Origin of the sequence: Francisella orientalis FNO12 (assembly GCF_001042525.2) — a bacterium.
Classification (GTDB): domain Bacteria; phylum Pseudomonadota; class Gammaproteobacteria; order Francisellales; family Francisellaceae; genus Francisella; species Francisella orientalis.
In genome coordinates, this window is the sequence record NZ_CP011921.2 from 757,179 (window position 1) to 770,536 (window position 13,358).

Here is a 13,358-nt window from a genome sequence, read left to right on the forward strand (position 1 = left end):
GTAATTTATTGGGTTTATAAAGTATCATTATCATAATATATCATAGAATTTTTGAGTATGCATAGCGAGCCTCTTTTCCCTCTTTTTGTCGTAGTGATGCTAGGTGTGTTAATTGTCACTATTGTTCTCAAAAAACTAAAACAGCCATATGTGGTTGCTTATCTTTTAACTGGTATTTTGTTAGGCCCTTATGGGCTAAAACTAATTCGAGACCATGAGAATTTAGCTAGGTTAGGAGAAATTGGTGTAATACTGTTATTATTCTTTGCAGGCATGGAAGTATCACCTAGAAAGTTTGCTGAAAACTGGAAGGTTCCTACTATAGGTACAATGCTACAGATGCTAGTAACTAGCTTTATTGTATCTATGATTGGTTATGTTTTAGATTGGAGTATAGCTAAGATATTGCTATTTGGTGCTGTGATTAGTCTAAGTAGTACAGCGGTTGTACTTAAATTATTGAATGATAATGGCAGTATGAAGACACGTTTAGGTCAAAATGTACTTGGTGTACTTTTAATTCAAGATTTAGCAGTAGTACCAATGCTTATTATTATAAGAATTATTGGTGGAGAAGAGCCATCAGTTAGTCAGATATTGATACAGGTTGTAGGAGGTATTTTAGTTATATCAATTGCTGCTATTATGGCCGTAAAGAAAAATATAAAAATACCATTTATATCTGTATTAGGCAAAGATGAGGAAATGAGAGTTTTTGCCGCTTTAGTTATCTGTTTTGGTATGGCTGGGCTAACTGAGTCTTTAGAGCTATCCTCAGCATTAGGGGCCTTTATTGGGGGAATGATTGTATCTACTGTCGAAGAAACAGAGTGGGTTGGCCACAGCCTTTCTACTGTCAAAACAATTTTTATGGCGCTCTTTTTTATTTCTATAGGTATGTTGATTGATCTTAATCTATTTTGGAATCATATATCTTTATTCATCTCATTGTTACTACTAACCTATGTCTTAAATACGACAATAAATGCACTTATTTTTAAGGCATTACGTCAAAGAACTGATGAAGCATTGATAGGTGGCGCAATGTTATCTCAAATTGGAGAATTCAGTTTTGTATTGATTTCTATGGGATATGTTTCAGGAATTCTATCAGATACTATGTATCAATATTGTATAACATTGATATCATTGTCATTATTGTTTAGTCCATTATGGATTAGTACTATTAATTTATATATCAAAAAGTTTATTAGGAAGAAAGCTTAGCTTTAACTTCTTTGATTAGCTCTTGAATATATTGCTGTTCTATTTCTTTTTTATCATCTATATAACAATAAAAATAAGCCTGTAAATTTACGATATTTTCTTTGTCTGCTACAGTTTTTATCTCAACATTTGAGGCAAAATTATATACTCCACATTGTTTGAGTTTATTCTTACTAAGAATACTACTTTTGAGAAGTCTTCATCGAATGAGTATTTATTTGCAATTATTTTCTAATTTTAGAGTCTAAATTATCTCTTATTTTTAGCACATTTTGTTCTGTATTTAGCAGGAAAGGAACTTTATGTAACATAATATTTTCATCGCTAGTAAATGTCGAGATAATGCTAGTGATAACTATTGAGTTTGCGAATTTTAGAAGCTTTCCAGTTGTCTTTCTATGTCCATGTTCAGTTGTTTCATACATTCTAAATAAAATAACTTTACTTCCGTAATATAACCATATTGTCCTTAAATCTGGATATAATCTCCTTCAGAAAATAAGCTTCTCCAATTGATAATGATCCAGCCAACAAGATTCATTACAGTTTCTTTATTTACTATTATTAAACCGGCAGCTACTAAGCGCAACATTGTAAATAAGTTAGTAATCCCACCAAGCCATATTTTTATTATTATTAAAAAAAGATTATTATGCTGATATATATTATTCGAGATTTTAACTTATTAATTTGTTTTATCGTTGTTTTTCTTTTTTTCAGTATGTGAAATGACAAGATAGCTATAATGACAATAATTACTGAGATAACAAGAGTAGAAACGCTATTAAATATTAGTTCGTTATATGTTGTCATAGAAGTATCCCAAAGATATTAAATTTATAAATAAAGTATATGGTTTATTTATAAATTTTTGAATTTAAAATAAGCATAAAATTTATAATTATTTTGGTTGCAAAATATATATAAATACACCTCATTCGAATATTTATAATATTACTATTTACAAAATCAAAGTAATTAGACCTAAACTTAATGATATTTGATCGTAAAAAAAGGTTTTTTCTATATCCTATAAATATGGTTAGCTACTAATATGTATTGACTGATGAGGACTCAGAGATATAGTCTATTAATAGGGTGGGGTATCTGGATCGTGGCTACGATCTTCTATGGTTTAGACTATTTTCAACATACTGCACCAAGTGTTTTAATCAAACCAATATCTATGGATACGGGAGTAGGCATAGAGGATATAGCTTATGTAATGAGTATATATTTTCCTATTTATGCAATATCCCAAGTTCCAGCTAGTATGATGCTAGATAGGTTTGGCTCTAGGTAATGTTATCAATATTGTGTTTAGTTATGAGTTTTGGGATTTTACTATTTGTATATGATCCAAGCTTAGATACAATGCTAATAGGTAGGGTTTTGATTGCTGTAGGTTCAGCGGTAGCTTTTATAGGAACGCTAAAAGTGGCTGCTGATATTTTACCCGAGAGGGTATTTCCTATCGCTGTAGGACTGACTAATACGATAGGAGTACTTGGAGGAATATTTGGTCAAGTATTACTAAATCATTTAGTGATCCTTCATGGTTGACAATCAGCTTTAGCCTTAATAGGTTATTTTGGTATTTTTTGGAGTTTAATAATTATTATTTTTTTGAAATCATCGATAAATATTAAAAATCCTACTAATAATTTTAAGTATTTGAGCTTTGGTCAAAGTTTAAAATTGCTTCTAAATAAGAAGTTATGGTTATTAGCAATTTATGCAGGATTAATGGTTGGCATTGTTGTTAATTCGTTTTCAGAGCTTTATGATGTTTTATTTTTAGAGCAAGCTTATGATCTATCACAACACACAGCAGCACAAATAAGTGTAATGATATTCGTAGGTATAGCAGTTGGGGGACCATCACATGGTTTTATTGTTAGTCTATTTGGTGAAAAGAGAATATGGATGCTAATCTGTAATTTAATTACTTTATTAGCATTTTCATCTGTAATTATGTTTGCAAGTTCTATTACAGTTAGTTACTTATATATTATATTTTTTATAATAGGATTTTCGGTTTCGAGTATGCTTTTGGCATTTTCAGTAGTAGAAGAGATACTTCCGGCACAAATTAAAGCTACCGCATTAGCTATTGTTAATATGGTTGAGCGATATTTCAATATTTAATCAGCTATATTAGTGTATATCTAAATAGAGGTCCATTGACTGGTCGAGTAGATATGAATGTTTTTGATAGAGCTTTTTATATTTAATAGTACCTTTATTTATAAGTACTTTAATAATATTCTCATTAGTCATAGAAAAATATAGAATGCGTGAGATTAGTTTAGATAAGTTAAGTAAGTTTTAAAAAATACTTTATTTCACATCTACAAAAATCACTTCTTTTTTGGATCTACAGAATGTTTCTTTGATAAAAAAATATACTTATTAACACACCCTAAGGCAGTAAATACCAACAATAAACTTAAACTAGTTTGATAGCTTGTTATAGATGGATTTTTGCCTTGATTAGAAAATAAATCAAAAACCTCATTAATAATCGGTGAACCAACTCCTACTGATAGCATAATAAGAAAGTTATTAACCCCTAATGCTGCTGCTCTACATCCAGAACTAGATTGCTCAGAGATAATGGCAAATCCAATACTTTGTCCACTAGCTCCTAAGCCTAAGCAAATAAATGATAAATATAATATTGCTTGATTTATTGGAAAGAAAATAATTGTAGCTAATGAAACAAAAGTTAAACAGATAGCAAAAATCATAACGGGCTTTCTTCTTTTTATGCGATCAGATATTGCACCAAGACTAGGACAGCCAATACCATACCCTAACCATGCTAAGGTAATCAAATAAGAACGGAATTTAGCATCAAAGCCATTTAAGGATAAGAAGCTTTTAGTAGCATTTTCATAAAGATATTCTATTGCTAAGTAAGTAGTAGCTGAGAAAACTGCAATTAACCAAATTTTTTTATTGGAAAATATACTTTGAATCTCTTTCATTATTGATGTTGGGGTATTTAGAATAATAAATCTATTTTTACCTGATTCACTAGATTGATCATTGTTTTTTACTATAACTATAGTTATTCCAGCTAGAACAACACCTATTATTGCTAATATAATAAATACATAGCGCCAGTCTATACCACCAGCTTGCGACAAAGACTCTAGAGGACCTGCGCAAGCATTGGTCCGAGAACACCAATAAACTGTGAAAGACCGATAAATAAACCAATATGTTTGTGTGGTAGCCAGTCATATACAGCAATTAATAAACATAAAAAGCCAAAAGAAGCACCGAAACCTATCATAATTTTATATACTAGAGCTGCAGCAAAACTATTTGATAGACCAAATAATCCAACTCCTAATACACATACTAATATGGCTAAAGTTAGAGCTTTTTTTAGGCCAAGTTTGTCAGTAATAATACCTACTGGAATTTGCATGATTCCATATGTAAGCTAATAAGCGGTAGAGCTAAGAATACTAAAAGTTAGTATGCTCAAATCAAGATCAGATATTATCTAATGCTTGAATGTGCCTAAGATAGTTCTTAATAAAAACTCGTACATAAAAAATACAGCACAAGTCAGCCATATAGTGATTACCAAAAAAGATAATCTATTATTCATCACTAAAAATTTCTTTTGTTATTTTTCCCAATTTTCTATTTTTGCTTCTGCTTTTTCATCATCTTGAAAAGGTGATACTTTGAATACTAAGTCACCTTCTTTAATCATAGGGTAGTTGTTAATGCCTAAGATAATTCCATCAATCGGAGATCTTAGATTAACACTATCATCGTTGCCGAATGGATCTATTAGTTTACCTATTCTCTCACCTTCTTTGACCCTTGTACCAAGCTCAATTTCTGTTCTTAAGATTCCAGGTTTATCTGATATTGTCCATTCAGTGTCTTCTAAGATAAGAGGTTTAACCTATTGAACAAAATCTTGATCTTTTTAATATATCAATTTTGCGCATTACATTTTGAATACCTGCTACACCAACATTTATAGCCTCTTCATCAAATTTATTAGCTTCACCTGCTTCATCGCAGATGAATGGTATATCTAAGTCTTGGTGAATCTTACGTATACTTGATCGACTCATATTTACAGCAGTAATAACAGGAGCTTGAAAGGCTCTAGCCATTTTGATAGATTCTTCATCTTCAGCATTGAAATACACTTGAGGTAATATTTCATGATTTAATGCGCCTGTTTTAATTTGTACGGAATAATCAGTTTTTTTGATTATCTCTTGAGTTATTCTATATGTATAGCGATGGATGTATGAACCAGATTCATCACCAGGGAAAGCTTGTTCGAGTGTTTGACTATGTTTTATGGCGTGTACTAGACCAAAAACATTTAATACAGGAATAGCAATTATTGTTCCATGTAATCTTTTGGGTTTGTTTTTTCTAGTATAGAGTTGATGATTTCAATACCATTAAACTCATCACCACTAACCATGCCAAAAATTAGAATACATAGACCTTCTTTTACACCGTTGAGAATTTTAATAGGTAAATACATTGGTGCACATGAGTATTGGCTTGGTAATGGCATTGCCAAAGTTGCCATTTCTCCAGCTTGAAAGGTATTATCAAAAATTTTGAATTTCATAAAGTTAATATAGATTTAGGAACTATTTGATTTTAAAAGGTACAGGTAGTATAACAAAGACAAAATCTTAATTCAAAAGACAGGGTAATATACAGCAAATACTAAAAATAATAGATAAAAACTTATTTTTAGGCTTTTAAAGTTTCTAAAAAACATTAAAATTGATGAGCGTAAGGTGTGTGAATTTTAAAAGGTTGTATAGGTATGTCTGAAGATTTGATGATTTTTAGTGGTAATGCTTCTAAAAAGCTTGCTTGTGAAGTAGCAAAGGAATTAGGAGCAACTCTTGGTAATGCTACTGTTGATAGGTTTAAAGATGGTGAGATACATGTTGTATTGAATGAAAATGTTCGTGGTAAGGATGTTTTTGTCATTCAGTCTACATGTCCACCATCTGATAACTTGATGGAGTTGATACTTCTAATTGATGCTTTAAAAAGATCATCAGCTGAAAGAGTAACTGCAGTTCTACCATATTTTGGATATGCTAGACAAGATAGACGATCAAAATCAGCAAGGGTGCCAATATCTGCAAAAGTTGTTGCAAATATCCTTCAGGCGGTTGGTTTAGATAGAATTTTATCAGTTGATATTCATGCTGAACAGATTCAGGGTTTCTTCGACATTCCATTTGATAATGCATTTGCAACAAAGATATTTTTAGAGCATGTGCGTAAAAATATTGAAAAATATGAGAATATAAAAATTGTTTCTCCGGATATGGGTGGAGTAGTGAGAGCTAGATCTGTAGCCAAGAATTTGGGTGTTGAGATTGCCGTTGTAGACAAAAGAAGACCTAGACCAAATGTAGCGGAAGTTATGAATATAATTGGTGATGTTGAAGGTAAGCATTGTATATTAGTTGATGATATCATGGATACTGGTGGGACAATGTGTCAAGCAGCAAAAGCTCTAGTTGAAAAGGGTGGGGCAGCTAAAGTTTCTGCGTTTTGTGTACATCCTCTATTATCTGGTGATGCTATCAAAAATATCGAAAATTCAGCTATTGAAGAGTTTATAGTTACAGACTCTATTCCTCTAAAACCACATGCTGAAGCTTGTAATAAAATTAAAGTTATTACCTTAGCTCCCTTACTTGCACAAATTGTAGAGAAGACTAATGGCGAAGAATCTGTGAGTGATATCTTTAGAATAGATGGTTTAGTTGATTAATACCTTGAATTTATAGTTATAGCTGACTATAATAGCACGGTTAATCTAGGGTCGCATAGATTAATAAATTCAGTTTAAACAAAAATAAAGGAAATTTAACAATGACAAATTTTATTTTGAAAGCAGTTAAAAGAGAAGATTCAGGATCTGGTGCGAGCCGCCGTCTAAGAAGAGCTGGTAAAATCCCAGCTGTTATATATGGTGGTGACAAGGAAGCAGTATCTATAGTATTAGATCACGATAAAGTTTTACACTCTACAGAAGACAAAGCATTCTTCTCAAGTGAGATCACTTTAGAGATTGATGGTCAAGAAGAAAAAGTAATCATCAAAGCACTACAAAGACATCCGTATAAAGTTAAGCTTGTTCACGCTGACTTCATGAGAGTGTAATACCTCTCTCAATAAATCATTTCTGATTATATTTTTTTATTATCAAAGTTCTTATGTTAAAATAAGATTTCGCATTATCTTCATTATTATTTATTAAATGAGTACTTATACTGTAGTTATTATTTTATTTATTCTTATTGGCATTTCAGCTTTTTTTTCAAGCTCAGAAACAGCTATGATGACTTTGAATAAATATAAACTTAAACATTTAGCAAAAAAAAATCATCGAGCAGCAAAAAGAAGTTTATCTTTAGTTTGTAATCCCGAGAGACTATTGGTTGCGATACTTATAGGTAATACGTTTGCAAATATATTTGCCGGTACAGTCATTTCATCATATTCAGAAGATCATTTTGGTGATATTGGTTTATTGATAGCAACAATAGTTGTCACAATTTTAGTTTTAGTATTTGGAGAGATAATTCCAAAGTCTTTTGCAGCAGTCTATCCACAAAGATTAGCTTTTCCATTTTCATTACCTCTAAAAGTAATAATGATATTGCTATATCCTGCAGTAGTTTTTCTTAGTATGGTTTCAAAAATAACTTTAAAAATTTTTGGTATAAAGATTGAGCCTGTAAATAATGAGTCTTTAGATAAGGAAGAAATACAGACTGTTGTAAATGAGTCAAATGCAAAACTTGGTGCTAAAAATAAAAATATGTTAATAGGTGTCTTAGAGCTTGATAAAGTTTTAGTTCAAGAAGTTATGACTCATTTTAATAAAATAGAATATATAGATCTTAATAATTCTGTAGATAAGATTTTAGCTAGAATAGCAAAAATGAGATCTTTGAATATTATTTTATGTGAGAATGGAGTTAATAATGTTATTGGAGTTATAAAGCTTAAAGAGATAACAAATTTACTTATATCAACTAAGAGATCACAAATAACAAAAGCAAGTTTACGTAAAATTGCTTATGAAGCGTATTTCATACCAGAGACAGTTTCTTTACAGACTCAGTTGGTTAATTTTCAATACAAAAGTAAACGATTTGCTATTGTGGTTGATGAATATGGTGATGTCTATGGCACAGTGACAATAGAAGATATTATGGAAGAAATTGTTGGAGAATTCTCTGATAGATTTGATATGAATAATAATATTCGCAAACTTGATGAAAATAGTTATCTAATAGGTGGCGGTGCAACGCTAAGAGAAATAAATCGTCACATAGGGATAGAGTTTGAAAGTGGAGATGCTAAAACTTTGTCAGGCCTTATAATAGAAGAAATTGAGAACTTACCACAGGGACCTTGTTGTATAAAGTATAATAATATCTTACTTGAAATAACGAATATTAGAGATAACAAAATAGTTTCTATAAAATTAACTACTATTAGTACAGAAATATAAAATAGACTTTTGTTATTAAACGTTCATTCTATTCCAGTTTATATTCTGCATAAAAGGACTTGGTTGAGTAAGGCCAGTTTCTTCATAGTACTGACCTTGATATGTATATGGACTAGTTTCCATCTGTTCAACACTTTGCTGAAAGTAACCATGAATCAGATCATCTTTGTCATAGTCTGGATTATAGTATGTTCCACTAGGTTCATAATTTGGATAGGTAAAAGAAGTATTACAACCAGCTATACTAATCACTGATAACCAAATTAGACAGTTATAAATTATATTCTTGGACATTTTAGATTTGGCTATACATTAAATCTGAAGTTTACTACATCACCATCTTTCATGATATATTCTTTTCCTTCAAGACGAGCTTTTCCGGCTTCTTTTGCACCTTTTTCGCCATTATACTGAATATAATCATCATACGAGATGACTTCAGCTCGGATAAATCCTCTCTCAAAGTCAGTGTGAATTACACCGGCGGCTCGGGGTGCTGTAGCACCTACAGGGATTGTCCAAGCTCGGACTTCTTTAACACCTGCAGTTAGGTATGTATGAAGATTCAAAAGAGCGTAACCAGCTTTGATAACTCTATCAAGACCAGTCTCAGTAAGTCCCATATCAGCTAAAAATTCTAGCTTCTCATCTGGCTCAAGCTGAGAGATTTCTTGCTCCATAGCAGCACAAACAGGAACAACATTTGAATTTGCAGCTTTAGCATACTCTATAACCTTATCTAATAATGGATTATTTTCAAAACCATCTTCAGTAATATTTGCAATATACAATACAGGTTTGCTAGTTAGTAGAGGAGTTTGCTTAAGCCACTTAGCTTCATCATCTGTTAGCTGAAATGTTCTAGCTGGTTTTTCTGATTCTAAATGCTCTTTTAGTTTGGTATAAAAATCTGCTTTAGCTAAAGCTTCTTTATCACCAGATTTTTTCATTTTAGCGAATCTTTGAACTGCTTTATCACAAGATTCAATGTCAGCTAATATTAGTTCCATATTGATAGTGTTAATATCTTCAATAGGATCAACCTTTCCACTTACATGAATAATATTATCATCCTCAAAACATCTGACGACATGTGCAATAGCATCTGTTTCACGAATATTTGCTAGGAATTTGTTTCCAAGACCTTCACCTTTGCTTGCACCTGCAACAAGACCAGCAATGTCAACAAACTCTATAGTTGTAGGAAGTATTCTTTCTGGCTTAACAATTTTTGCTAACTCATTAAGTCTTTGATCTGGAACAGAAACGATCCCTACATTTGGATCAATCGTACAAAAAGGGTAGTTAGCTACTTCAATACCAGCTTCTGTAAGAGCATTAAATAGAGTTGATTTACCAACATTTGGTAAACCTACGATACCACATTTAAATCTCATTATTTTATTCCTTATAATATTATTTTGTATGAAGCCTCTGCATTGCAGGCTCTAATTTGTAGTTTATTATATCATCTAAAACACATATACCATTATCAATAGCATTATCTATATCATTTTTCTGAGCTACAGAAGGATTTGATAGTACATAATTTGATACTTTTGATTTATGTCCAGGATGTCCGATACCAATTTTTAGGCGTAAATAATCATTTGTCCCAAGGTGTTGATGGATACTTCTTAAGCCATTATGACCACCGTGTCCACCACCTTTTTTTAGACGAATTTCTCCAGAATCTATATCTAGCTCATCATGTACTACTAGTATTTCTTCAGGCTCAATTTTATAGAAATTAGCAACTTTGCTAACAGCTAAGCCACTATTGTTCATAAATGTTGTTGGAAATACCAATATTATGTTATTGTAATTGATATTTACTTTAGCAATATTGTAATTAAGTTTAGAATTTAGACTAAAGTTTTCATTATTGTCTTTAGCAATCTTCGATATAAACCACTCACCAACATTATGGCGTGTATTTTCATATTCTTTGCCTATATTTCCTAGGCCAACAATCATTTTTATTTTAGGCATCTTTGTTCGTGTTTTGTTGTTCTAATTTATCCAAAAGTATTTTAGTTACTTCTCTTATGATTTTATTATTTGGTTTAGCATCTTTTTGTGATTGAGTATAAAAAATAGCCATAATTATAGCTTTATCATCATCAGGCCAGATAATAGCAACATCATTTGTGGACCCATAAGCACAAGTACCAGTTTTATTACCAATTTCCCATTCATCAGGAATTTCTGCAGCTATACGATTATTGCCAGAGTCACTCTCTAAAAGCCATTTCTTAAATAATAGTCGATGCTTTTTGTTAAGAATACTATTACTAAAAGCAAGTTTATTAATATCTTTAGCCATTATTTTGGGAGTAGTTTTATTTTGGTTAGTTGTAAGACTAACTTGATTAGCTACAGGTTCTAAACCGGCTATTTTTGTTGCATGATCATGTAATGAGAGTATAAATGTATTAAGATTATTTAAACCACCTAGCTTTTCTATCAATAGGTTTGTCGCAGTATTATCACTTTGAATTGCTGCTTTGCTAAGCTCACTCACTGTCATTGTTTGATTTAGATGTTTTTTTGTCACTGGCGAGTAGCCAATAATTTGATTTGCTGAGATTTTTACTTCTTCATTGAGCAAGTTGTTATCAGTCATACTCTGCTTGAGTATAGCACCAACAACAAGAAATTTGTAAGTACTACAAATTGGGAAATAGAAGCTTTGGTTATGCGAAAAATTACTATTATAATTTCTATTAATCGTGTAGACACCTATTTTACCACCGCATTGTTTTTCTAAATTATGTAAACGGTTAGATATTTCAATGTTTGCAGTACTAGCAGAGAAACCAATGCTTGAGATAAATATAGTCAGTATTAAAATTATTATTTTATTCATATATAGAGTTAGAAACTATTTGATGTTAGTAGTAAGAATTCGTTAACTTTTTTGATATTATCTTTCTCAGCAATTTTTGCTTCAGTAAGTGGAAGTTTATTTCCACCTGATATTTTAAGAGCACCTTCTGGAGTTTTGTATATAATAGTTGGGAAGCCACTTATATCCGAAGATAATCTCATATTGTTTTCGGCTTTTTCATTCGGTTTTGTTAAGCTTTCATCGTACTTTTTAGTATTGTGATATTCTATCAAAGCTTGAAGAGGATCTTTTGAGTTGAAAATACTTCTAACAACATCAGGACTATTTTGTAAACTACCTATAGGAATCCAACGGACTGCTAAATCACCAGATTTGATAGAAGGCTGAGAGGCATCAAATAGGCTTGCACAGTAACGACAGTTAGGATCAATGATTGCATAAAACTTATGTGGAGCATCGTTGCTACCTTGTTGAATATATGTAGCATATTTCTTTATATCTAAATAAAGATCACTTGCTTGTGGAGATGATGTAAAGTAATTAGCATATATCTGATTTAGACTTGTTAGCTTGTTTTGATTTCTATCCCATGCTAAAAGCTCCCCATTAACGATGACATCACCATCTTCGCTCGTGAAAGTTACTGTTCGTTTAGTTGTATCCTTTTTATCTTCAAGGATGTAAGCTTGTAGATGTATACCTGTATCAAAAGTTTTTATTACTTTATATTGTGGAAACGCTTGTTTAACAAGATATAGACCTTGTTGATTATTAAAAGATGATTTACTAAGATTTGCAGTACTAAAAAAGTATATAATAACCAATAAAAATAATATAAATATCGAAAGGACTGCGAAAGATTTCTTTTGCATTTAACATGACTAATATTGAATAAACATAACGTGATTATACCATATATAAAGATTATCTTTAGTTAGTAGGTAAAAAAATGTTGCTAAAATAATAGCTGGACCAAAAGGTATTACATTTGTACGTTTTGCAATAAGATTTATACCTATAGCAATTAAAATTCCAAATATGCAGCTAGCAAATATTGTATAAAGAAGCACAGTATATCCAAACCATGCACCAATTGCAGCTAATAGCTTAAAATCTCCGTAGCCCAATCCTTCTTTGCCAGTGAGAATTTTGTATATCCAAAATACACTCCATAGTGATAGATATCCGATAATTGCTCCCCAAACTGACTGATCTAGTGTACTAAATACATTATAGTAGTTAAGAATAATACCTATCCATACTAATGGTAGAGTAAGTGAATCTGGAAGTATCTGATATTTTGCATCTATAAAAAATAAAGGAATAAAAAATGTGCTTAGACCAGCCATAGCTACTGCCTGAATAGTAAATCTAAATATATAAAATATAGTTATAAATACTACAGCAGTAATAAACTCTATTAAAGGGTATTCAAAAGAGATACTTTCTTTACAAAAATAACATTTATCTTTTAGAATAAACCAACCTAAAATAGGTATATTATGACGATATTTGAGTTTATTTTTACATTTTGGACATCTTGAGGGCGCTGTTAGGCTAAAATTCTGACTAGATTCTTGCTTGGGTAGTTCAAGTATTTCTCGAGATATGATTTTCTCATCAGCAAATATTTTATTAGGTACTCTATATATTATAACGTTTAGAAAACTACCAACAGCTGCGCCAAAAAGAAATATAAATAGAAAAATTATATATATATCGTAGTACATA

General features: G+C 31.1%; 13 protein-coding genes and 2 pseudogenes. 5 read left to right on the top strand and 10 right to left on the bottom strand.

Features of this window, described 5'->3' with window-relative positions; all coding sequences use genetic code 11:
* The first annotated feature begins 57 nt into the window (after window positions 1-57).
* A complete protein-coding gene (locus FNO12_RS03930; protein ID WP_014715297.1) occupies window positions 58-1,227 on the top strand; it encodes a cation:proton antiporter in 1,170 nt (389 codons plus the stop codon).
* Window positions 1,228-1,451: 224 nt separating this feature from the next.
* Here FNO12_RS03930 and FNO12_RS10420 read toward each other — a convergent pair whose 3' ends face one another.
* Window positions 1,452-1,652, bottom strand: a complete 201-nt coding sequence (locus tag FNO12_RS10420; RefSeq protein WP_030003431.1) for a hypothetical protein — start codon at window positions 1,650-1,652, stop codon at window positions 1,452-1,454.
* 641 nt (window positions 1,653-2,293) lie between these two features.
* Between FNO12_RS10420 and FNO12_RS03940 the strand changes: the two are divergent.
* Window positions 2,294-3,559 (top strand): annotated as a pseudogene (locus FNO12_RS03940) (MFS transporter).
* Between the two features lie 28 nt (window positions 3,560-3,587).
* Here FNO12_RS03940 and FNO12_RS11735 read toward each other — a convergent pair.
* The 3 genes and pseudogenes from FNO12_RS11735 to FNO12_RS03955 all read right to left on the bottom strand — a co-directional run bounded on the left by FNO12_RS11735 (window position 3,588) and on the right by FNO12_RS03955 (window position 5,851).
* On the bottom strand, window positions 3,588-4,379 hold the full coding sequence (locus FNO12_RS11735; protein ID WP_014715298.1) for an MFS transporter: 792 nt from the start codon (window positions 4,377-4,379) through the stop codon (window positions 3,588-3,590).
* A gap of 5 nt (window positions 4,380-4,384) precedes the next feature.
* A complete protein-coding gene (locus tag FNO12_RS11740; RefSeq protein WP_014715299.1) occupies window positions 4,385-4,666 on the bottom strand; it encodes an MFS transporter in 282 nt (93 codons plus the stop codon).
* A 178-nt stretch (window positions 4,667-4,844) separates the two neighbouring features.
* Window positions 4,845-5,851 (bottom strand): annotated as a pseudogene (locus FNO12_RS03955) (succinylglutamate desuccinylase/aspartoacylase family protein).
* Between the two features lie 204 nt (window positions 5,852-6,055).
* Between FNO12_RS03955 and FNO12_RS03960 the strand changes: the two are divergent.
* The 3 genes from FNO12_RS03960 to FNO12_RS03970 all read left to right on the top strand — a co-directional run bounded on the left by FNO12_RS03960 (window position 6,056) and on the right by FNO12_RS03970 (window position 8,776).
* Entirely contained in the window at window positions 6,056-7,024 is a 969-nt protein-coding gene (locus tag FNO12_RS03960; RefSeq protein WP_014715300.1) for a ribose-phosphate pyrophosphokinase, read from the top strand.
* Between the two features lie 101 nt (window positions 7,025-7,125).
* Complete coding sequence (rplY, locus tag FNO12_RS03965; RefSeq protein ID WP_014715301.1) at window positions 7,126-7,416, top strand: 50S ribosomal protein L25; 291 nt, start codon at window positions 7,126-7,128, stop codon at window positions 7,414-7,416.
* Window positions 7,417-7,513: 97 nt separating this feature from the next.
* Window positions 7,514-8,776: an HlyC/CorC family transporter gene (locus tag FNO12_RS03970; RefSeq protein WP_014715302.1), complete on the top strand. Its 1,263-nt coding sequence runs from the start codon at window positions 7,514-7,516 to the stop codon at window positions 8,774-8,776.
* 15 nt (window positions 8,777-8,791) lie between these two features.
* On the opposite strand, the gene FNO12_RS03975 is transcribed toward FNO12_RS03970, so the two are convergent.
* The 6 genes from FNO12_RS03975 to FNO12_RS04000 are packed head-to-tail and all read right to left on the bottom strand — an operon-like array spanning window position 8,792 to window position 13,357.
* Window positions 8,792-9,070, bottom strand: coding sequence for a hypothetical protein (locus FNO12_RS03975; protein WP_014715303.1), 279 nt, complete (start codon window positions 9,068-9,070; stop codon window positions 8,792-8,794).
* Window positions 9,071-9,081: 11 nt separating this feature from the next.
* Window positions 9,082-10,173, bottom strand: a complete 1,092-nt coding sequence (ychF, locus tag FNO12_RS03980) for a redox-regulated ATPase YchF (RefSeq protein ID WP_014715304.1) — start codon at window positions 10,171-10,173, stop codon at window positions 9,082-9,084.
* 19 nt (window positions 10,174-10,192) lie between these two features.
* Window positions 10,193-10,768, bottom strand: coding sequence for an aminoacyl-tRNA hydrolase (gene pth / locus FNO12_RS03985; RefSeq protein ID WP_014715305.1), 576 nt, complete (start codon window positions 10,766-10,768; stop codon window positions 10,193-10,195).
* The gene (gene bla / locus FNO12_RS03990) at window positions 10,761-11,645 is read right to left on the bottom strand and encodes a class A beta-lactamase (protein ID WP_030003437.1); all 885 of its coding nucleotides are present in this window, start codon (window positions 11,643-11,645) and stop codon (window positions 10,761-10,763) included. Before bla ends, pth begins: the two co-directional genes overlap by 8 nt.
* An 8-nt stretch (window positions 11,646-11,653) precedes the next feature.
* Window positions 11,654-12,499 carry a DsbC family protein gene (locus FNO12_RS03995; protein ID WP_014715307.1) on the bottom strand — a complete coding sequence of 282 codons (846 nt, stop codon included), beginning with the start codon at window positions 12,497-12,499 and terminating at the stop codon, window positions 11,654-11,656.
* Between the two features lie 9 nt (window positions 12,500-12,508).
* A complete protein-coding gene (locus FNO12_RS04000) occupies window positions 12,509-13,357 on the bottom strand; it encodes a prepilin peptidase (RefSeq protein WP_014715308.1) in 849 nt (282 codons plus the stop codon).
* Window position 13,358: the final 1 nt, after the last annotated feature.

What these genes read in the sequence shown, in the direction of transcription:
- FNO12_RS03930 (WP_014715297.1), top strand. Translation starts at nt 58, where the DNA reads ATGCATAGCGAGCCTCTTTTCCCTCTTTTTGTCGTAGTGATGCTAGGT.
- FNO12_RS10420 (WP_030003431.1), bottom strand. Translation starts at nt 1,652, where the DNA reads ATGTATGAAACAACTGAACATGGACATAGAAAGACAACTGGAAAGCTT.
- FNO12_RS11740 (WP_014715299.1), bottom strand. Translation starts at nt 4,666, where the DNA reads ATGCAAATTCCAGTAGGTATTATTACTGACAAACTTGGCCTAAAAAAA.
- FNO12_RS03960 (WP_014715300.1), top strand. Translation starts at nt 6,056, where the DNA reads ATGTCTGAAGATTTGATGATTTTTAGTGGTAATGCTTCTAAAAAGCTT.
- rplY (WP_014715301.1), top strand. Translation starts at nt 7,126, where the DNA reads ATGACAAATTTTATTTTGAAAGCAGTTAAAAGAGAAGATTCAGGATCT.
- FNO12_RS03970 (WP_014715302.1), top strand. Translation starts at nt 7,514, where the DNA reads ATGAGTACTTATACTGTAGTTATTATTTTATTTATTCTTATTGGCATT.
- FNO12_RS03975 (WP_014715303.1), bottom strand. Translation starts at nt 9,070, where the DNA reads ATGTCCAAGAATATAATTTATAACTGTCTAATTTGGTTATCAGTGATT.
- ychF (WP_014715304.1), bottom strand. Translation starts at nt 10,173, where the DNA reads ATGAGATTTAAATGTGGTATCGTAGGTTTACCAAATGTTGGTAAATCA.
- pth (WP_014715305.1), bottom strand. Translation starts at nt 10,768, where the DNA reads ATGCCTAAAATAAAAATGATTGTTGGCCTAGGAAATATAGGCAAAGAA.
- bla (WP_030003437.1), bottom strand. Translation starts at nt 11,645, where the DNA reads ATGAATAAAATAATAATTTTAATACTGACTATATTTATCTCAAGCATT.
- FNO12_RS03995 (WP_014715307.1), bottom strand. Translation starts at nt 12,499, where the DNA reads ATGCAAAAGAAATCTTTCGCAGTCCTTTCGATATTTATATTATTTTTA.
- FNO12_RS04000 (WP_014715308.1), bottom strand. Translation starts at nt 13,357, where the DNA reads ATGTACTACGATATATATATAATTTTTCTATTTATATTTCTTTTTGGC.